The following is an 18135-nucleotide window of genomic DNA, read 5'->3' on the forward strand; positions in this document are numbered from 1 at the left end:
CTGCCGCGACCCATGCGGCAGCCGGGCAAGGCATGTCAGGTCATCAGCTCGTCCACGATATGCTCGGCAATCGGCAGGCAAGAGGTCGCCGCCGGCGAGGGCGCGTTGCAGACATGAAGCGCGTGGCGCGTGCGGACGAAGACGAAGTCGTCGATCATCCGCCCGTCCGCGCCCACCGCCTGAGCCCTCACCCCGGCGCGATAGGGCGCCAGATCCTGCTGCCGGATCCGGTCGCAATACTTGTGCACCTTGCGCAGGTAGAGCGAGCGGACCAGCGAGGCCGAAAGCTCCTCGACCGCGGCACCGGCGTTCCGACGCATCAGCTTCCAGAAGCCCGGGTAGGACAGGCTGTCGCCCATGTCCTTCAGCGAGACGTCGCCGTGGCGGTAGCCCTCGCGCTTCAGGGCCAGCACCGCGTTCGGGCCGACGGTGAAGCCGCCGTTCATCTTGCGCGTGAGATGGACGCCGAGGAACGGCCGCGACGGATCGGGCACCGGGTAGATCAGGTGCTGCACCAGATCGTCGGGCTGGTTCCTGATCGCGAAATACTCGCCCCGGAACGGCACGATGCGGAAATCGAGGCTGGCGCCGAAGGCCCGCGCCAGCCGGTCGGCGTGAAGACCGCCGCAGAACACGGCCTTCCCGGCTGAGATGTCTCCGCCGGTGGTGCGCAGGGTGACGCCCGCCTCGCTTTCCAAGCCGCCCAGCACCTCCGCTCCCAGGCGGATCTGCCCACCGCGGTCGCGGAACAGCTCGGCCATGCGCGCGGCCACGAGGCCGTAATCGACGATGCCTGTAGTGGGCGACAGGAGCGCCGCCACCGCCTTGATGTTCGGCTCCAGCCGGCGCGCCTCCTCACCCGAGAGCCGCTCGATGACGATGCCGTTCGCCCGCGCCCGGGACTCGAGCGTCGCCATGCGTTCAAGTTCCGATGGATCGGTCGCCACGATCAGCTTGCCGCAGATGCGGTAGGGGATGGCATGCTCGTCGCAGAACGCGCGGGTCGAGGCGACGCCCTTGGCGCAAAAGCGCGCCTTGTGGCTGCCGGGGGCATAGTAGACGCCGGCGTGGATCACGCCCGAGTTCCTCCCCGACTGGTGTTGCGCGACAGCCGCTTCCTTCTCGAGGACGAGGATGCTCGCGCCGGGATGAAGGGTCTGAAGCCTGAGGGCGGAGGCAAGCCCGACGATGCCGCCGCCGATGATGACAAAATCGCTGGTAATCAATGAGGGTCTCCGGAATGACGTGGCCGCCATATCAGCGCAGATCGGACCTCCGACACAACCCCGAAGGGGCCGCGCCACGGTCAGGATTCCGGTCCAGCCGCCTGGCAGGGACGTGCAGCGCAGGCCGCTCTGGCAGTTGCGGTGCGCGGCCGAGGCCACGCTAGGGCGACGGCGTCCTGCCGGCGAATCGCCGCGACCCTCAACACAGGCCGAGCGCCGAGCGGGCCGCCGTCTCGACCTGATCGAGCGGTCGCTCCGCGTCGAGCGCGGTCCAGTCGCCGGCCTCGGGATGCCGCGCAAGCTGCGCTTTCACCACCTCGGCATCGGCATCCGAGGCGTCCCCCTGCCGGGCCGACACCCGCGCGACGAGAACCTCGGCGGGCGCCGCAAGCCAGAGCCCGTGGAAGGACAGCCCGAGCCCGGCGGCCAGATCGGCCGCCGCCCGCCGGTTCCCTCGATCGAGGAAGGTCGCATCCAGCACGACCGGCCAGCCGGCCGAGAGGATCGTCCTGGCCCTGCCCATCATTCGCCGGTAGACCGCGGTCCGGCGCGCGGCGGCATAATCCGCCCCGGGCAGCCGTTGCGTCTCGCCCACGCCCGACATCGCCTTGCGTTCAAGATCGCTGCGCAGGTGAATGGCGCCGGGTGCCTGCCCGAGCCAAGGGGCCAGCGCCGCCGCAAGCGCCGTCTTCCCGGTACCGGAGACGCCACCCACGGCGACCAGCTTCGGAGGCCGGAGGCTGAGCGCGCCGCAGGCCTCGTCGAGGAAGCGGCGTGCCTCGCCCTCTGACGCGCGGGGGGTGCCGCGCGCGACATCGGTCTGCACCAGCACCATCGCCCGGATGGCAGCCCGCACCGCGAGAAACAGCGGCAGCGCGGCCAGTCCTGCATCCTCGGCGCCATCCGCGTCCAGAAGCCACGCCCCCAGTGCGACGTTCGCCGCGCGGCGCAGGCCGCGGTGGTCCAGGTCCATCAGCAGGAAAGCCAGGTCGTAGAGCACGTCGCAGGTGCCGAGCGTCTCGTCGAACTCCAGCGCGTCGAAAGGCACGGGCTCGCCGTCGATCAGGACCAGGTTCCTCAGGTGCAGGTCGCCATGGCCGCGCCGGACATGTCCCGATGCGCTGCGTGCGCTAAGAAGCGGTGCAAGCCGGTCCAGGGCTGTCCGCGCGTCCGTCTGGAACCGCGCGATCCGCTCGGCTCCCAGAGCTTCTGTCATGTCCGCAAAGACCCGCGCCAACTCGTCGAGGATGTCGGCGATCAGGCGCGTCCCGTCCGCGTCGCGCCGGGGCGCCGCGCGGTGATAGGCCTGCAATCGGTGCCCCAGTCGGGCGGCCAGCCTGTCGTCCAGCGCGCCGCGCTCGGCCACGGCGAGAAGTTCGTCAGCCGTCGGGAAGCGCCACATCCGCAGCACCCATTCCACCGGCTCGCCCGGGCCGCCCAGCGCAAGACCGCCTCCGTCGCGGGTGACGGCCAGCAGGTCGCGGTAGATCCGCGGCGCGGCCGGCCGGTTGAGTTCCAGTTCGCGCGCAAGCATCGCATGGCGCCGGTCGAGCGTCGAGAGATCCATGTAGTCGTAGCGGACCGCCCGCTTGATCTTGTAGGCCGCATCGCCCACCAGGAAGACCAGCGCGCCGTGGGTTTCCACCACCTCGACCGGCACCCCGCCATGCGTTGCCGGATCGGCAAGGAAGCGCACCGTCTCGCTCTGGTCCTGCATGCTGGCCTGCCTTTCCCTGCGCCGAGCGTGACCGCTGCGGTCAGGATGTCAACGCGTCCCCCCGCCGCCTTGACCCGGGTCATTGACGCGAGCGGGTGCCCGTGGAAAGTTTCTTGGCGCGAGGCCGCTCACCCCTGACGGGAAGGCGCATCGCTCAGAAGGAGTCTCAAGATGACGTTCTCGAAGAGACCTGACACCACCGGCTCCGCTCCTGCCACCGCAGACCTTCGCCAGACGGCGACGGCCTTTCAGGCCGGCCCGGCCGTAGCCTTCGATTTGTGGAACCGGCTGACCAACGAGATGATGCAGTTCGCGGCCGATCGCGTCTGCGAGACCGTCAAGACCCAGCAGCAGATGCTTCAGTGCCGCAACTTCGCCGAGCTTGCGCATCTGCGGGCGCATTGGTGGCAGAGGGCGATCGACCAGTACACCGAGGAGGCCGGGCGCCTCACCGGGATCTGGACGGAGACACTCGACCGGTCGTTCGCGATCAGAACCTTGTGAGGCCCTCCCGCGGCCCGCCCCCGGGGCGGGCGGCGCCCTGCCCCGCGGGGCAGGAAGGGGCAGTTCTGTCGCCGGGCGGCGGAACCGCTCGCGGCTCCGGGGCTTTTCCATCGGCCATGGCGTTCCCATCTGTCCGGTTGACGAAACTGCCGCGAGACCCCGATGCCTGCTGCCGAAATCACCGTCGCCTCCTACAACATCCACAAGGGGATCGGCACCGACAGGCGCCGGGATCTTCTGCGAACCGCCACCGTGATCGCCGAACTCGACGCCGACATCGTAGCCCTGCAGGAGGCCGACCGGCGCTTCGGCGACCGGGCGGGCCTTCTCGACCTCGACATGCTGCGACGCGAGACCGGGCTCGAGGCCGTCAAGGTCGAGGGCCGCGGCCGGGCGCATGGCTGGCACGGCAACCTGCTGCTCGTCCGCGACGCGGCGGTGGAGCAGGTCCAGAAGATCGTGCTTCCCGGCTTCGAGCCGCGCGGGGCGCTGATGATCGACCTTGCGATGCGCGGCCGGTCGATCCGGGTGATCGCCGCCCATCTCGGGCTGCTGCCCGGATCGCGCGCGGCGCAGACCCGCCACCTGCTCGAACGGATCGAGGCGAGCGATCCGCTCCCCACGCTGCTCATGGGCGACCTGAACGAATGGCGCGGCACCTCGGGCGCGGCAATGAACCACCTCGCGCGCCACTTCACCGGTGCGGCAGTGGTCAGAAGCTACCCCTCGCGGTTTCCGATCCTGGCGCTGGACCGACTGATGACCTGCAAGCATGGCGAACTGCACGACGTCGTGACCCATGACACCCCGCTGGCGCGGCGGGCCTCGGACCACCTGCCGATCAAGGCCCGGCTGCGCCTGCCGGCCCGGATCGCGGCCGCATCATGATCGAGGGCTGGCTGGGCGCGCTCTTCTGGGTGATGCTCGCCGCTGCCGCCGTGGCGGCGCTCTCGACGCTGACCTGGCGCTCGTGGCGGCGCTTCGCGCGCAAGGCGCGTGGGCCCGTAACCATGGCGCTGCCGAAAACCGGGCCGCTCACGCCGCTCGACGCGCTGTTCGCGCCGCTCGAGGCGGGCAATCCCGGCAAGTCGGGCATCCTCGCGCTGATCGACAACCCTGACGCCTATGCCGCCCGCGCGCATTCGGCACGGATGGCAGGGCGCTCGCTCGACCTGATGTATTATATCTGGCGCACCGACCTGACCGGCTGGCTGCTGATCGAGGAGCTTCTGGAAGCCGCCAGCCGCGGCGTGCGGGTGCGGCTGCTGCTGGACGACGTGAACGTGCAGGGCTTCGACCGCGCCTTCCTGGCGCTGAACCAGCACCCGAACGTCGAGGTTCGCCTGTTCAACCCGACCCGCAACCGCGGCCATGTCGCCCGGCGCTCGCTCGAGATGCTGCTGGGGCTGTCACGCTTCAACCGCCGCATGCACAACAAGGCCTGGATCGCCGACGGGCGGCTGGCCATCCTCGGCGGCCGCAACATCGGAGACACCTATTACGACGCCGAGGAAAGCGGCCTTGCGATGTCGCGGGATGCCGATGTGATGCTGACCGGGCCGGTGGTGGCCGAGGTCGAGGGCCTGTTCGACAGCTACTGGAACCTTGGCCTCGCCCTGCCCATCCTGACGCTCTGGCCCGAGTTCAAGGTCAACGTGCATGCGTTCCGCCGCCGGATGGCGCGGCACAACCGCTCGCCCCACGCGCGATCCTTCCTGGCCCGCACGCTGCAGGGGCGAGATCCGGCGCAGCTTCTGACCTCGCGGCTGCGCTGGACCGACCGCGTGACCCTGCTGGCCGATCCTCCCGACAAGGCGCTCGGCCATCGCTCCGGTCCCTGGATGGGCGAGGCGATCACGGCACTGCTCCGCGAGGCGAAGGAGGAGGTGCGCCTTGTCACGCCCTATTTCGTGCCGGGCAACGATGGCTGCGACCTGCTGACCGGCATCGCGCGCATGGGCTTGCGGCTCTCGATCCTGACGAACGCGCTGTCGGTCACCGACATGGTGCTCGTCCATGGCGCCTATCGCCATTACCGGCTGCCGCTGCTGAAGGCGGGGGCGCGGCTCTTCGAGTTCGGGCCCTTGCCGCGCGCCACGGGGCGGCGCGACCTGCTTCACACCAAGGTCTTCCTGATCGACGGCCGGCAGGCGGTGGTGGGATCGCTGAACTTCGACCTGCGCTCGGCCTTCATGAACACGGAACTGGGGGTGCTGTTCGAGGAGCCCGACGTCTTCGCCGAACTCTCCACGATGTTCGATCGGCAATGCGCGCCCGATCAGGCGCACTGCCTGTCGCTGGAGCGCGGGCGGCTGCGCTGGTCCGTCATCCGTGGCGGCGAAAACGGGGTCGCGCGGTTCGAGCCGGACTCGCCCGTGGTGCTGCGCGCGGTTTCGTGGGTGGTCGGGCACCTGCCGATCCAGAGCTATCTCTGACGGCGTTTCCGTCACCCGACGCAGCCGCCACGAAATATTCAAATGTCGAAATTTGACGTCTAACCGTTGATCTGGAAGCAATTTCAGCGCCACATTCCCCGTGTGCGGCAAGCTGCCGCAGTTGAAACGGCACCCTGGCGCGACGGATTTCAGGGGAGTCACCGTGTGACGATCGCCTGCCCGTTGCGGGCCTGTAGCAAGGAAAACCAGATGAAACGAGTTCTGCTGTCCACCCTGGTGGCCGCCCTTCCCGTCGTTGCGATGGCTGCCGATGCCGAACATGTCGTCGAGGCCCGCAAGGGGTATTTCTCGCTCGTCGCGATCGAGTTCGGCCCGCTGGCCGCCATGGCCAAGGGCGAGATGCCCTATGACGCCGATGCCGCCAAGGCCCATGCGGCCGACCTCGTCGCGCTGACGAAATACGACCCCTCGGACCTCTACGCCCCCGGCACCTCGGCCGATGACGTGAAGGGCACCCGCGCCAAGGCGGCGATCTGGACCGACACGGAGGCCTACAAGGGCAAGGGCATGGCCTTCTTCGAAGCCATCGCCGCGCTGGAGCCCGCGGCCGGTGCCGGTCAGAAAGAGCTTGCCGCCGCGGTCGGCAAGGTCGGCGGCACCTGCAAGGGCTGCCACGACGACTTCCGCGCGAAGGACTGAGCCATGAGCAGCCCGGACACCCGCTCCGCCATCGAGACCGTCCGCATCTGGGACCCGGCACTCCGGGTCTTCCACTGGGCACTGGCTGCCGCCGTGATCCTCGCCTGGGGACTCGGAGAGTTCGGCCCGGACGTGATGACGCTGCATTTCTATGCCGGCTACGCGGTGATCGGGCTGCTTGCCTTCCGCCTGATCTGGGCGCTGGTCGGTCCCCGGCCCGCCCGCTTCTCGAGCTTCGTCTACCGCCCGCGCGAGATCCTCGCCTATGCGGCCGAGGCCTGGCGGCGCAAGCCCTCCTACTGGCGCGGGCACAACCCGCTGGGCGGCCTCTTCATCGTGGCAGTGCTTCTGGCGCTGGCGCTTCAGGCCCTGTCGGGGCTGGTCGCCGACCCCGAGGATTTCGTGAACGTCGGCCCGCTGGCGGCCTCGGTGCCGGCCTGGGTCTCGCGCAAGGCGCTTCTGGTGCACGAGGTCATGGGCAGCGTCATCCTCGGCCTCGTCGCGCTGCATCTGGCGGCCATCGCCTTCTACAAGCTCTGGAAGGGCGAGGATCTGGTGCGCCCGATGCTGACCGGCCTCAAGACCGTGCGGCGCACCTGAGCGCCGTCAACGGGAGCCAGACGCCCGGGCCGAGGGTCCGGGCGCCTGCCCCCCTTGCCAGCCGTGCCGCGCACCACCTGTCCGACGGGCGCTGCGCCCCCGGCCTGCAGGCCCCGCGCGATCATCCCGACACGGGCGACGGACGGCTCAGGCGCGCAGGCCGTAGCCCGCGAACTTCTCCACCACGGCGGCGATCTGCTCGTCCGACAGCAGCCGGACCTCTCCCAGTTGCAGGCAGCCCAGATACTGCTTCGCCAGCGTCTCGACCTCCTCGGCGATCCACATGGTGCGGGCAAGCGTGGGGCCGATGGCGATCATCCCGTGATGCTCCAGCAGGCAGGCAAAGCGCCCCTCCAGCGCCGCAACGGCATGCTGCGACAGCTCCTCGGAGCCATAGATCGCATAGGGCGCCACGCGCACCGTCGGGCCGCCCGCCGCCGCGATCATGTAATGCACCGCTGGGATCGGCCGGTTCAGGATGGCAAGCGTCGTGCAGGCCAGCGGATGGGCATGGACGACCGCATTCGTCTCGGGTCGCGCGGCAAGGATGTCGCGGTGAAAGCGCCACTCGCTCGACGGCTTGTGCCGTCCGGTCGCCGTGCCGTCCATCGCCAGATACACGATGTCCTCGGGCTCAAGCGAGCCATAGGCCATGGCGGTCGGCGTGATCAGCAGCCCCTCGCCGTGCCGGACCGAGATATTGCCCGAGGTGCCCTGGTTCAGCCCCGAGCGGTTCATCTCGAGACAGGCGTCAATGATCGCCTTGCGTTTCGCCAGCTCGTCCGCCTGCATCCTGCCTCTCCCGTTCTTCTGGCGCCGGAATAGGCGGGACGCGCCCCGGCGTCAAATCCGCCGGGCGTCGCATCGCTTCTGTGCGCTGGCGCAACGTTCGCCCCCGGCCACGGCGGTAGCAGAAGGCGACACCAGATCCGGAAGGAGCCGCCATGACAGACATCTCCCTCACCCTCGACAGCGAAGTCGGCGAGATCGCGGCCGGGCTTCCCGGCGCCGCCGGGTTGTTCCGGCGCCACGGGATCAGCTTCTGCTGCGGCGGCGGGCTCAGCCTTGCCGAGGCGGCTGCGAAGCACGGGCTGTCGGCGCAGGCGCTGCTGGCCGAACTTCAGGCCCTTGCTGCCGCCGCCGGAGCCGAGGCGCCGCAGGAGACCGCCGCGATCATCGACCACATCCTGACGCGCTACCACGAAACGCACCGGAGGGAGCTGTCCGACCTCATCCCGCTCGCCGAGAAGGTCGAGGCGGTGCATGGCGAGCATGACGAGGCGCCGCTGGGCCTGACGGAACTGCTCGACTCGATGCGCTACGAGATGGAAGACCACATGGCGAAGGAGGAGGAGATCCTCTTTCCGATGATGCGGATGGGCGGGAACCCGATGATCGTCCACCCCATCGCCGTGATGCGCGACGAGCACGCAAGCCACGCCGACCAGCTGAAGCGGCTGGAGCACATCACCCGCGGCTTCACCCCGCCCGAGGGCGCCTGCCGCTCGTGGCACGCGCTTTACGCAGGCGTGCGCAAGTTCGCCGAGGATCTGGTCGCGCACATGCATCTGGAGAACGAGGTCCTCTTCCCGCGGTTCGAGCGCCCAGCAGCGGCTTGACCTTGCGGTGAGGGGCATGGAGAACCTTCGGGATCGTCCCTTCCCGGAGGTTCTCCCGTGTCCGTTTCCACCCGTTCCGTCCGGCTTGCCGCGGCCGTCCTCGCCCTTGCGGCGGTGATCCTGTCGGTGGCGATGCTGGAGCGCGCGCGCTCGGGCATCGAACGGACCCCCTTCCCGGTCGGCGACACGCCGGCGACGCTCTACCGGCCCGCAGGCAGCCTCGAGGCGCCGCTGGCGGTCGTGGCGCATGGGTTCGGCGGCTCGCGTCAGATGATGGAGGCGATCTCGCTCAGCCTTGCGCGCGCGGGCATGGCGGTGGTGTCCTTTGACTTCCACGGCCAGGGCCGCAGCCGGCTGCCGATGTCGCCCGACGCCTTCCCGAACGAGCGCGGATCGAGCGGCACGACCGTCCAGCTGATGCGCCAGACGCTTCAGGTGATCGAGGCCGCCGAGGCGCTGCCCGGCGTGCGGGGTCCGGCCGCGCTGGTCGGACATTCGATGGCCACCGACATCCTCGTGCGCGCCGCGCGCGACCGCAGGGCGATTGGCCCGGTCGCGCTGATCTCGGCCTATTCCCGGCAGGTCACGCCCGAAACTCCTGCGAAGCTGCTGATCCTCTCGGGCCAGCGCGAGGGCGGCCTGCGCGAGGTGGCGCTGGAGATGGTCCATCAGGTCGCCCCCGCTGCTGCCGAGGGAGAGACGGTGCGCGCCGGAGCCGTGGAGCGCCGCGCCGCGGTCTCGCCCTGGGTCGGCCATGCCGGCGTGCTCTGGAGTCCCGCCACCTTGCGCGAGCTGCGCGACTGGCTGGCCCCCGGCGCCGCGCCGGTGGCTGCGACGGGCCCATGGATCCTGCTGCTTCTCGGCGCGCTGGTGGCGCTGACCTGGCCCGTGGCGGGGCTGCTGCCCGACCGGCGCCGACCCGCGCCCGAGGTGGGCTGGCGGTTCTTCCTTGTCCTCTTGCTCCTGCCGGCCCTGCCCGCGGCGATGGCGGCGCTGCAGTTCGGGGGCTCGGTCCTGGGCTTCGCGGGCTTCGGCCGGATCGCGCTGTTCTTCGGCGTCTGGGGCGCGGTGCAGCTTGCGCTGCTTGCGCATTATCGCGGGCTGGAGCTGCGGATCGACTGGCCGGCGCTTGGGGCGCTGCTGGCGGCGAGCCTTGCCTTCGCGCTGGCGATGGACCGCTATGCGGCGGCCTTCCTTCCGACCGGCCCGCGCATCGCCCTGACGGCGCTGCTGGCGGCGGGAACCCTGCCCTTCATGCTGGCCCATGCCCATCTGGCGCAGGACGCGCGGCTCTGGCGGCGGGCGCTGCTCGCGCTGGTGCCGATCCTCACCCTTGGCGGAGCCATGGCGGCGGAACCGGAGCGGCTGGGCCTGTCCTTCACCGTGGCGCCGGTATTCCTGCTGTTCCTGCTGGTCTTCGGCCTGATGGGGCGCTGGATCGGCGGGCGCACCGGCCCAGCCACGGTGGGCGCGGGGCTGGGGATCGTGCTGGCCTGGTCGATCGCGGCCTCGACGCCACTCTTCGGCGCCTCCTCGACACTGGTCTATTGAGCCGTCAGGGCACCGGCGCCCAGATCACATCATCAATGCGCGGCGCGCCGGTGGCCAGCATCACCAGCCGGTCGAAGCCCATCGCGATGCCGCTGGCGGGCGGCATGATCGCCAGCGCCGCAAGGAAATCCTCGTCGAGCGGATAGCTTTCGCCATAGACGCGGGCCTTCTCGGCCATCTCGGCCTGAAACCGGCGGCGCTGCTCGGCCGGGTCGGTCAGTTCGCCGAAACCGTTGGCAAGCTCGACCCCGCAGGCATAAAGCTCGAACCGTTCCGCCACCCGCGCGTCATCCGGCGCACGACGGGCCAGCGCCGCCTCGGCGGCCGGATAGCGGTCAAGGATCGTTGGCCGGCCGTGGCCCAGATGCGGCTCGACCTTCTCGACCAGCACGCGGCTGAGCATGTCGGACCATGTGTCCCCCTCGCCCGCCTTGAGGCCCGCGGCCGCCATCGCGGCACGCAGGGCCGCGGCATCCGGCTCGCCTGAGGCGTCGAGCGTGGCCAGCAGATCGATCCCCGCGTGGCGCAGGAATGCCTCGGCGACCGAGAGCCGCTCGGGCTCCGCAAACGGGTCGCAGGTGCGGTCGCGGAAGCGCAGGGTCGTGGCGCCCGCGGCCTCGGCCGCCAGCCGCAGGAAGGCCGCGCAATCCTCCATCAGCACCTCGTAGGGCTCGCCCACGCGATACCATTCCAGCATGGTGAACTCGGGCGAATGCAGCGCGCCGCGTTCGCGGTTGCGCCAGACATGGGCGAAGGCCGCGATCCGCGTCTCGCCTGCCGCCAGCAGCTTCTTCATGGCGAATTCGGGCGAGGTGTGCAGATACATCCGCCGCGCAAGCCCGTCATTTCCGATGGCCGCGGTCTCGAATCCGTGCAGATGCGCCTCGTTGCCGGGGGAAACCTGCAGCGCGGCCGGATCGACCTCGGTGAAACCCTGCACGGCCAGCCAGCCGCGGATCGCGGACTGGATACGGTTGCGGGCCAGAAGCAGCGGGCGGCGGTCGGCATGGCGGTGGGGCTGCCACCAGGAGGAAGCGGACATTCGTCTGGAAATTCCGGCGAGGATGGGGTAGGCGCACGGCCAATGCGGTGCGTTCTACGCCGCGCCCCCTCCGCTGACAAGGAAGAGACCTTTGAAAGTCATCGCCTCGAGCCTTCGCAAGGGCAATGTCGTCGACATCGACGGCCGGCTCTATGTCGTCCTGACCGCCCAGAACTTCCACCCCGGCAAGGGCACCCCGGTGACCCAGGTCGACATGCGCCGGATCTCGGACGGGACCAAGGTGTCGGAACGCTGGAAGACCACCGAGCAGGTCGAGCGCGCCACGGTGGACGAGCGCGAGTACGACTACCTCTACGAGGACGGCGAGGGCTATCACTTCATGGAGCCGGAATCCTACGATCAGGTCGTGGTCTCGCCCGACGTGGTCGGCGACGGAAAGGTGTTCCTGACGGAAGGGATGCGCGTCTATCTGCAGACCCACAACGACGTGGCGATCTCGATCGAGTTCCCGCAGAAGGTGACGGTCGAGATCACCGAAACCGAGCCGGTGGTGAAGGGGCAGACCGCCTCGTCCTCCTACAAGCCCGCGATGTGCACGAACGGGCTGCGCGTGATGGTGCCGCCGCATATCTCGGCCGGGACGCGCATCGTGATCAACACCGAAGACCTGAGCTACGTCGAGCGCGCGAAGGACTGACCTTCGCGCCATCCGCGACCGGGGGGTGCCGCTGCCGTGATGGCCGCGGCCTGCCCTGCGCGCGACGCTCAGCCGCCGACCGGGGCGGGTTCGGCCGGCTGGTCCAGCCGGTCCGCCCAGAGGCGGCAGGTCTCCTCCCAGACCGGGGCGATGCCGCGCTTGACGATGACGGCCGCGACGAGCGGCGCAAGGAACGGCGGACACCCCAGCCCGATCAGCGCCGTCGTCAGCACGCCCACCAGACCCGATTGCGGCAGGCTCAGCGAGGCGCGGAGCGTCTCGCGCTCGGGTGCGCCCTCCTGCGTGCAGACAAGGGTGTAAAGCTCGCGTTCCAGCCGCGCCACGACGGTCTGGCCCAGTTCGCGGAACGGCAGGCGCACGGCCTCCGTGCCCGCCACCGGCAGGTCCAGTGCCAGCGTGTCCCGCGCCTCGGGCGTGATCTCCAGCACGGCCTGCCGGCGGCCGATCTCCTCGATCAGCGCCTCCTCGTCGGCGTCGAGCAGCTGGCCCGCGGCCTCCGGCTCGCCCGCCGGCAGCGGGCGTTCCGTCACCGGCATCTCGGGCATGGCGAGGAAGACGGATTCCGTCATGCCCTCCACCGCGCCAAGGATGACCCGCGCCGGGAAGGCGAAGCCCTGCGAGGTGGGGTGAAGCTCGTCGAACCAGGCGCTGTCGGGGACGCGGCCGCGGCAGTCGGCGATGCTCACGCGGGTGCCGAAACCGGCCGCCATCCCGACCAGCGCCTCGTGGAACCGGTCGATCAGCACCTTCAGGATCTCGCGTTGCAGATGCGGATCGGTGATGCCCTGCGCCAGCATCGGCCGGCCCAGCCAGCGGCCGCCGGTCGCGATGACATAGTCGTAGCTGTGGCAGACCACCCGCTTCGCCCCGGCGGCCAGCGAGCGTTCGATCAGGTCGGCATAGATCGCGATGGTGCCGTTCAGGATGCCGTCGAAGGCGGGGCCGACGTGACCGGCGGCATCGAGGGCCGGATCGTGGCGCAGCAGGTATTTCTGCAGCGCGCCGCCGCCCAGCACGTCGTTGCCGCCGCCGCTGAGCAGCAGCACGTCCGGCTTCTCGGACAGGACCGCCACCGTCACCTCCTCCTGCCGGGCCATGTCCTGCAGAAGGTCGCCCGCGGCGCTGACGCAGTAGATCGCCCAGCGATCGAAGAGATGGTCGATCACGTCGTCGATCAGGAAGGGATACTGGAACCAGCTGTCGCCCTCGGCCACCACCTTCAGCCCCGTCCAGCCGCGGATCTTTCGGGCGTAGCGCTGCTGGCGGCGCCAGCGCGCGATGCCGTTGAGCGAGCTCAGCGCCATGGCGGCCTCGGTCGCGGCGAAGGCGACGCGGGCCGTGTTGGGCACCACGGCCGGCTCGAAGGCCGATGTCTCCAGCGGATCGAGCTGAAGATAGGGCCGGATCGCCGCATCCGGAACGTCGGGATCCATCAGCATCGCCTCGAGCCGGGCGCGGTCGATCCGTTCCATCACTCTCCTCCCTGGTCGAAGATCCTAAGGCCGAGTTCGGCCTCCATTTCGGGCGACAGGATGCCATCGGCCCAGCCGAGCCGGCGCTGCTGCAGCGCGATCAGGGCCGCTCGGGTGACAGGTCCGATCAGGCGCTGCCGGTCGGGCTCGAGGCCCAGCTGCTCCTGCAATCTCGCCACTGCGGGACCCGTGGAGCCGAAGCGCAGCCGCATGAGCAGGCGCGCGATCTCGGGCCGCTCCAGCTCTCCGCCCTGTCGCAGGCGCGCCACCAGCGCCGCATCCGCGCCGGTCAGCACGACGGTGCTGAACTGCCGCCCGTCGTCCGAGGCCGCGAAGGTCCGCCCCATGCCCAGCGCGACGCGGAAGTCCGCCCAGAGACCGGAATGGGTGCGGCTCTGCCGGTCATAGTCGCCGGGCAGGGTCAGGCAGCCGAGCGACGAGAATCCCTCCCGCCTCCGCCCCGGATGGATGTTGTCCGCCGGCGCGCAGCGGTGCCAGAAGTCGCGCCGGTCGTAGGTCACGTCGTCGATGCTGCGCAGCGCGATGACCTCGGAGGCGCCGGTCGAGGTCGTGGCCAGCCGCAGCACGCCGCGGATCTCGCCGCTGGTGCCCGCGCGATGGATGCCGACGGTGTAGGTGTAGCAGCCGGTGGGCAGCATGTTGCCCTCGAACACGCCCTGCTTGGCCTTCTGGAAGCCGGTGACCAGCGCCTTCGCCTCGGGCACCGTCGAGGCGCGATAGGCCCAGATCCGGCGTGCCTCGCGGTCGAGCACGCCGATCACGCAGCGGTAGTCGCGGTGGTCGGGCCGCTGGTCCACCAGCGTCAGCGCGCGCACGTCCTCGCGCTTGTCGGCCCCCGCGATCCGCGCGCCACGCAACGCGAAGACCAGCAGGCCCGGACGGGTCAGGAAGGCGTTGAAGCGGATCAGCGCCTCCAGATCCTCGGGCAGAAGGTCGAAGCTTTCGCCGGGGGCATGGCGCGAGAGGTGGCGGTAATCGGGATGGTCATCGTCGTTCGGGTTCCAGCGGACATCGTCGACACCGGGTCCGGCCGCCTCGGTCAGCGGCAGCTCCTCGCGCAGGTCCTCGGTATCGCTCTGTTCGGGCACGTCTTCGTGCTGCTCGGCCATCGGCCGGGCCGCGGCCTCGGGTTGCGCCTCGTGCCGCAAGGCCGCCACGCCTTCGGTCAGGCGCTCCTCGGCCAGGCCGGCCTCGAACAGCTCGGCCTCCTCGCGGCGGCGGCGCGACAGGCTGGAGGTGTCGCCCCAGATCCGCGTCATCTCGCGCAGCAGCCCGGGGATGCGCTCGATGTCCTGCCGCCGGCCCGAGGACATCAGCCGGGCGATCTCGCGCATCTCGCGGAAGCGGTCCCTGGACGAGGAAAACCCTCCCGATCCGCGGTTGAAGACAAGGCTCAGCAAGGCGCCGCGCGCATGCGGATGCAGCCGGTCGAGATGGTCGAGCGAACGGAAGAGCTGCGACACGAGCTTGGGCATCTTGCCGTCGTCGAACTGGCGCAGCGCCACCTCCCACGGCACCGTGATGTCGGACAGCGCCCGCACCAGCGCCTTGGCGTGGGCGACCTTGGCCGGGCGGTTCGGCTCGTCGGTGCGGAAGCCGATGACCGGCGCCAGCCGCTCGATGGCAGCACCCGGGATGCGGCCTTCCCAGTCGGCACGGAACTCGTCAGCGGTGTGATAGCCAAGGTCGTAGCCGCAGCCGATGGTGATGCCCGAGGCGAACTCGGGCCAGACCGGGCGGGCCTTGATCACCTGCTCGTAGAAGGCGCGCCCGCCGGTCTCCCAGCGCACGATGAACTCGCGCGCCCGGGCCGAGATGGCGTCGGTCCAGGGAATGTCCAGGGGCGTCGCCTCGACCGCACCGGTCCCCGGACCAGCAGGGTCCTCGCGATAGCCCAGCATCTCGAACAGGTCATCCGCGGACGGTGCCGCGACGTCGGAACCGTAGTCCATGACACCAATGTCCTGAAGGCGCCGAAGGCGCTTGAAATGATCAATCCGGCAAGGTGGAAACGAAGGCGGCGGAATGGTCCTGCCGCAAGCATGGTGTGCGAATCAGCCCCCCGCGTCAATATTCCGCAAGAGACAGGCTCAACCATCGGGTGACTGTTCAGATCGGCGCTTCGCCTGTATCGTCAATTCGAGCGAAAAGACGTCCGATTGATTCCCGAAACTGCCGCCGCAGACCATTTCGAGGCGGCGATAATTCATCAAGTGATTTGCGGTGGGCATGCTCCGGCGGGGCGGCCGCTTCCGCGCCTTTTTCGGCAGGAGGGGCGCCGATGGAAAGGCACGACAGGGCGACGATCGATCTTCTCGCCGCGCGCGTGATGCCGCGGCTGGGAGACGGCAGGGCGGTGCTTGAATCGGCCGAAGGCGCGCGCGACGGCGCCGACCTGTCGCCCGCCGGCATCTCCGAGCGGATCGAACGCTCCGAGGCGACGCTGCGGGGCTACATCGAGCACGAGCTGGGCGGCGATCACGAGCTGGAGGATCTGGCCCGGCGCATGCTTCAGACCGGGCGCGAGGGGCTGGAGCTGATCGCCGGCCGGCGCGAGGAGACCGCCGCACCGCTGGCCGAGGTCGCCGCGGCGCTGGAAGTCGTGGTGCACACGGACGGCTCGCGGCCCGCCTTCCTGGTGCGCGAGGATGCGCCGGTGTTCGACACCAGCCCGCCGGGCATCTGGGTCGACCTGCTTGCCGACCCGCTGCGCGACGCCGATCTGCGGACCGCGCTGAAGGCCGTCGCGCGGATCGACATCACCCATCCGCTGATGCCCTATGCGGGAACCGGCTGGCTGGTGGCGCCCGACCTTGTCGCCACCAACCGGCACGTGGCGCAGGTCTTCGTCAGCTTCCCTGCCGACGGCGCCCCGGTGATCCGGCACGACCTTGCACCCCGCATCGACTTCGGCCACGAGTTCAACGGCCGCGAAAGCGCCGACAGCCAGCCGCTGACCGACCTCGTGTTCTGCGGCGCGAAGCCCATCCCGCCGGTGGGGATCGACCATGACTGCCTCGACATCGCGGTGTTCCGATTGGGCGCGCCGGCGCCCGCGGACCGCAAGCCGCTGGCCCTGGGCGAGGGCCAGCGGCTTGCCCTGCCCCAGACGCAGGTCTTCGTGGCGGGCTATCCGGCCCGGCCTGACCCGGCCTCGCTCGGTTCCGTCTCCGAGACCGACAGGGTCCTGCGGCTGCTGTTCGAAAAGCTCTGGGGCTTCAAGCGGCTGGCCCCCGGCGAGGTGACGCCCACCGGCCTTGGCGCGCGGACCATGAACCACGACGCGACGACCCTTGGCGGCAATTCCGGCTCGCTGGTGATGGGGATCGACAGCCTGCCCTTCGTGACCGGCATCCACTATGGCGGAAACTGGGGCAGCGACCGGACGAACTGGGCGCATGTCCTGGGCAGCGTCCTTGACGAGCCGGGCCTGCCGGGGCTGCGCCACGCGAGCCTCGCCGATCTGTGCGCGTCCGAGGGCGTGCAGCGGCGCGTGTTCTGATGCCCCTCGACGCACGCCAGATCGAGCCCCTGAGCACGACCCTGAGCCGGCTCTTCACGCTGTCCGACCTTGAGATGCTGATGCTGACCGCGACGGGCGACGGGCTTTACGAGGCCTGGGTTCCGCCGGGGCTTACGGTGCGGCGGACGCTCTTCGCGCTGCTGACCGAGCTTGACCGGCAGGGCCTTGCGTCGCGCGTGCTGGCCGAGATGCGCGCGCGACGCCCCCGCAGCGAGGAGCTCCGCGCCCTGCTCGCCGTGGCCTGCCCCGAGGCGCTGGTGCCGCTGCCGCACGGCGAGATCGGGCTTGCGCCGCAGGTCGGCGGCGTGCCGATGCCGGGCCTGCCCGACGACGCCTTCGCGCCGGGCCTGCAGAAGAACGTGCGGCCGCACCTCGCCAAGCTGGACCTCGCGATCTGGATCGACCGGCTGGCCGCCATCCGGCGCCGGGTCTGCCGGATCGAGATCGAGCGGAGGGCGGCGGGAACCGCCTTCCTCGTCGGGCCATCTGCGGTGCTGACGAACTGGCACGTGGTCGAGAAGGCGGAAGCGGCGGGCGTCCTTCCCGCCGCGCAATGCCGCTTCGACTACGTTATGCGGGCCGATGGCACCCGCGAGGCCGGACGGGTGGTGGCACTGGCCGCCGATCCGCTGGCCTGCCATGCCGCCTATGGTCCGGCCGAGGTGACCGACCATCCCGACCAACCGCTGCCCGAGCCGGGGCAGCTCGATTTCGCCCTGCTGCGGCTGGCTGAGCCGGCCGGCGCCGAACGGGGGTGGCTTGCGCTGCCCGCAGCGGCCGTGGCGCTGGCGGTCGACGCGCCGCTGCTGATCGTCCAGCATCCCGACGGCGCGCCGATGAAGCTGGCGCTCGACACCCAGTCGGTGATCGGGCCGAACGGCAACGGCACGCGGATGCGCTACCGCACGAATACCGAGAACGGCTCGTCCGGCTCTCCGGTCTTCACGATGGACTGGGACCCGGCGCTGCTGCATCACTACGGCGATCCGACCTGGGGCGCGGCGCGCTTCAACCAGGGCGTGCCGCTCGACCGGATCCGGGCCGCGATCGTCGCGGCCGGGCACGGCGCGCTGCTGGGGGGCTGAG

The 18135-nt window shown here is 70.1% G+C and carries 16 protein-coding genes; 10 read left to right on the forward strand and 6 right to left on the reverse strand.

Annotation, left to right across the window (positions count from 1 at the left end):
• Window positions 1–35: 35 nt before the first annotated feature.
• Both lhgO and CK951_RS12025 read right to left on the reverse strand, forming a co-directional pair.
• Window positions 36–1226 carry an L-2-hydroxyglutarate oxidase gene (gene lhgO, locus CK951_RS12020; RefSeq protein WP_198402348.1) on the reverse strand — a complete coding sequence of 397 codons (1191 nt, stop codon included), beginning with the start codon at window positions 1224–1226 and terminating at the stop codon, window positions 36–38.
• 199 nt (window positions 1227–1425) lie between these two features.
• Entirely contained in the window at window positions 1426–2943 is a 1518-nt protein-coding gene (locus tag CK951_RS12025) for an AAA family ATPase (protein ID WP_096786375.1), read from the reverse strand.
• A gap of 171 nt (window positions 2944–3114) precedes the next feature.
• Here CK951_RS12025 and CK951_RS12030 point away from each other — a divergent pair, with 171 nt between their 5' ends.
• The 5 genes from CK951_RS12030 to CK951_RS12050 all read left to right on the forward strand — a co-directional run bounded on the left by CK951_RS12030 (window position 3115) and on the right by CK951_RS12050 (window position 7142).
• Window positions 3115–3447, forward strand: a complete 333-nt coding sequence (locus CK951_RS12030; protein ID WP_096786376.1) for a phasin family protein — start codon at window positions 3115–3117, stop codon at window positions 3445–3447.
• 162 nt (window positions 3448–3609) lie between these two features.
• Entirely contained in the window at window positions 3610–4335 is a 726-nt protein-coding gene (locus CK951_RS12035; protein WP_096786377.1) for an endonuclease/exonuclease/phosphatase family protein, read from the forward strand.
• Window positions 4332–5882 (forward strand): phosphatidylserine/phosphatidylglycerophosphate/cardiolipin synthase family protein, encoded by a 1551-nt coding sequence (locus CK951_RS12040; protein WP_096786378.1) that lies wholly within the window; start codon window positions 4332–4334, stop codon window positions 5880–5882. The genes CK951_RS12035 and CK951_RS12040 overlap by 4 nt, the downstream gene beginning before the upstream one ends.
• 210 nt (window positions 5883–6092) lie before the next feature.
• Window positions 6093–6542 (forward strand): cytochrome c, encoded by a 450-nt coding sequence (locus CK951_RS12045; protein WP_096786379.1) that lies wholly within the window; start codon window positions 6093–6095, stop codon window positions 6540–6542.
• Between the two features lie 3 nt (window positions 6543–6545).
• Window positions 6546–7142 carry a cytochrome b/b6 domain-containing protein gene (locus CK951_RS12050; RefSeq protein ID WP_096786380.1) on the forward strand — a complete coding sequence of 199 codons (597 nt, stop codon included), beginning with the start codon at window positions 6546–6548 and terminating at the stop codon, window positions 7140–7142.
• A 147-nt stretch (window positions 7143–7289) separates the two neighbouring features.
• Here the strand turns inward: CK951_RS12050 and CK951_RS12055 are convergent, their stop codons facing one another.
• Window positions 7290–7934, reverse strand: a complete 645-nt coding sequence (locus CK951_RS12055) for an L-fuculose-phosphate aldolase (protein WP_096786381.1) — start codon at window positions 7932–7934, stop codon at window positions 7290–7292.
• Window positions 7935–8086: 152 nt separating this feature from the next.
• Between CK951_RS12055 and ric the strand changes: the two genes are divergently transcribed.
• Both ric and CK951_RS21915 read left to right on the forward strand, forming a co-directional pair.
• Entirely contained in the window at window positions 8087–8761 is a 675-nt protein-coding gene (ric, locus tag CK951_RS12060; protein WP_096786382.1) for an iron-sulfur cluster repair di-iron protein, read from the forward strand.
• A 57-nt stretch (window positions 8762–8818) separates the two neighbouring features.
• Window positions 8819–10312, forward strand: coding sequence for an alpha/beta hydrolase (locus CK951_RS21915; RefSeq protein WP_269770436.1), 1494 nt, complete (start codon window positions 8819–8821; stop codon window positions 10310–10312).
• 4 nt (window positions 10313–10316) lie between these two features.
• Here the strand turns inward: CK951_RS21915 and epmA are convergent, their stop codons facing one another.
• Window positions 10317–11354, reverse strand: a complete 1038-nt coding sequence (epmA, locus tag CK951_RS12070) for an EF-P lysine aminoacylase EpmA (RefSeq protein ID WP_096786383.1) — start codon at window positions 11352–11354, stop codon at window positions 10317–10319.
• A 91-nt stretch (window positions 11355–11445) separates the two neighbouring features.
• On the opposite strand from epmA, the gene efp reads away from it, so the two are divergent.
• The gene (gene efp, locus CK951_RS12075; protein ID WP_096786384.1) at window positions 11446–12012 is read left to right on the forward strand and encodes an elongation factor P; all 567 of its coding nucleotides are present in this window, start codon (window positions 11446–11448) and stop codon (window positions 12010–12012) included.
• Window positions 12013–12080: 68 nt separating this feature from the next.
• Here efp and CK951_RS12080 read toward each other — a convergent pair whose 3' ends face one another.
• Together CK951_RS12080 and CK951_RS12085 are read right to left on the reverse strand one after the other, a co-directional pair.
• The gene (locus CK951_RS12080; RefSeq protein ID WP_096786385.1) at window positions 12081–13505 is read right to left on the reverse strand and encodes a hypothetical protein; all 1425 of its coding nucleotides are present in this window, start codon (window positions 13503–13505) and stop codon (window positions 12081–12083) included.
• Window positions 13505–15478, reverse strand: a complete 1974-nt coding sequence (locus CK951_RS12085; protein WP_096786386.1) for a hypothetical protein — start codon at window positions 15476–15478, stop codon at window positions 13505–13507. Before CK951_RS12085 ends, CK951_RS12080 begins: the two co-directional genes overlap by 1 nt.
• Window positions 15479–15807: 329 nt before the next feature.
• Between CK951_RS12085 and CK951_RS12090 the strand changes: the two genes are divergently transcribed.
• Both CK951_RS12090 and CK951_RS12095 read left to right on the forward strand, forming a co-directional pair.
• On the forward strand, window positions 15808–17028 hold the full coding sequence (locus CK951_RS12090; protein ID WP_096786387.1) for a serine protease: 1221 nt from the start codon (window positions 15808–15810) through the stop codon (window positions 17026–17028).
• Window positions 17028–18134, forward strand: a complete 1107-nt coding sequence (locus tag CK951_RS12095) for a serine protease (protein WP_096786388.1) — start codon at window positions 17028–17030, stop codon at window positions 18132–18134. Before CK951_RS12090 ends, CK951_RS12095 begins: the two co-directional genes overlap by 1 nt.
• Window position 18135: the final 1 nt, after the last annotated feature.

Origin of the sequence: Rhodobacter sp. CZR27, from assembly GCF_002407205.1 — a bacterium.
Taxonomy (GTDB): Bacteria; Pseudomonadota; Alphaproteobacteria; order Rhodobacterales; family Rhodobacteraceae; genus Cereibacter_A.

What these genes read in the sequence shown, in the direction of transcription:
- CK951_RS12025 (WP_096786375.1), bottom strand. Translation starts at nt 2,943, where the DNA reads ATGCAGGACCAGAGCGAGACGGTGCGCTTCCTTGCCGATCCGGCAACG.
- CK951_RS12030 (WP_096786376.1), top strand. Translation starts at nt 3,115, where the DNA reads ATGACGTTCTCGAAGAGACCTGACACCACCGGCTCCGCTCCTGCCACC.
- CK951_RS12035 (WP_096786377.1), top strand. Translation starts at nt 3,610, where the DNA reads ATGCCTGCTGCCGAAATCACCGTCGCCTCCTACAACATCCACAAGGGG.
- CK951_RS12040 (WP_096786378.1), top strand. Translation starts at nt 4,332, where the DNA reads ATGATCGAGGGCTGGCTGGGCGCGCTCTTCTGGGTGATGCTCGCCGCT.
- CK951_RS12045 (WP_096786379.1), top strand. Translation starts at nt 6,093, where the DNA reads ATGAAACGAGTTCTGCTGTCCACCCTGGTGGCCGCCCTTCCCGTCGTT.
- CK951_RS12050 (WP_096786380.1), top strand. Translation starts at nt 6,546, where the DNA reads ATGAGCAGCCCGGACACCCGCTCCGCCATCGAGACCGTCCGCATCTGG.
- CK951_RS12055 (WP_096786381.1), bottom strand. Translation starts at nt 7,934, where the DNA reads ATGCAGGCGGACGAGCTGGCGAAACGCAAGGCGATCATTGACGCCTGT.
- ric (WP_096786382.1), top strand. Translation starts at nt 8,087, where the DNA reads ATGACAGACATCTCCCTCACCCTCGACAGCGAAGTCGGCGAGATCGCG.
- epmA (WP_096786383.1), bottom strand. Translation starts at nt 11,354, where the DNA reads ATGTCCGCTTCCTCCTGGTGGCAGCCCCACCGCCATGCCGACCGCCGC.
- CK951_RS12080 (WP_096786385.1), bottom strand. Translation starts at nt 13,505, where the DNA reads ATGGAACGGATCGACCGCGCCCGGCTCGAGGCGATGCTGATGGATCCC.
- CK951_RS12085 (WP_096786386.1), bottom strand. Translation starts at nt 15,478, where the DNA reads ATGGACTACGGTTCCGACGTCGCGGCACCGTCCGCGGATGACCTGTTC.
- CK951_RS12090 (WP_096786387.1), top strand. Translation starts at nt 15,808, where the DNA reads ATGGAAAGGCACGACAGGGCGACGATCGATCTTCTCGCCGCGCGCGTG.
- CK951_RS12095 (WP_096786388.1), top strand. Translation starts at nt 17,028, where the DNA reads ATGCCCCTCGACGCACGCCAGATCGAGCCCCTGAGCACGACCCTGAGC.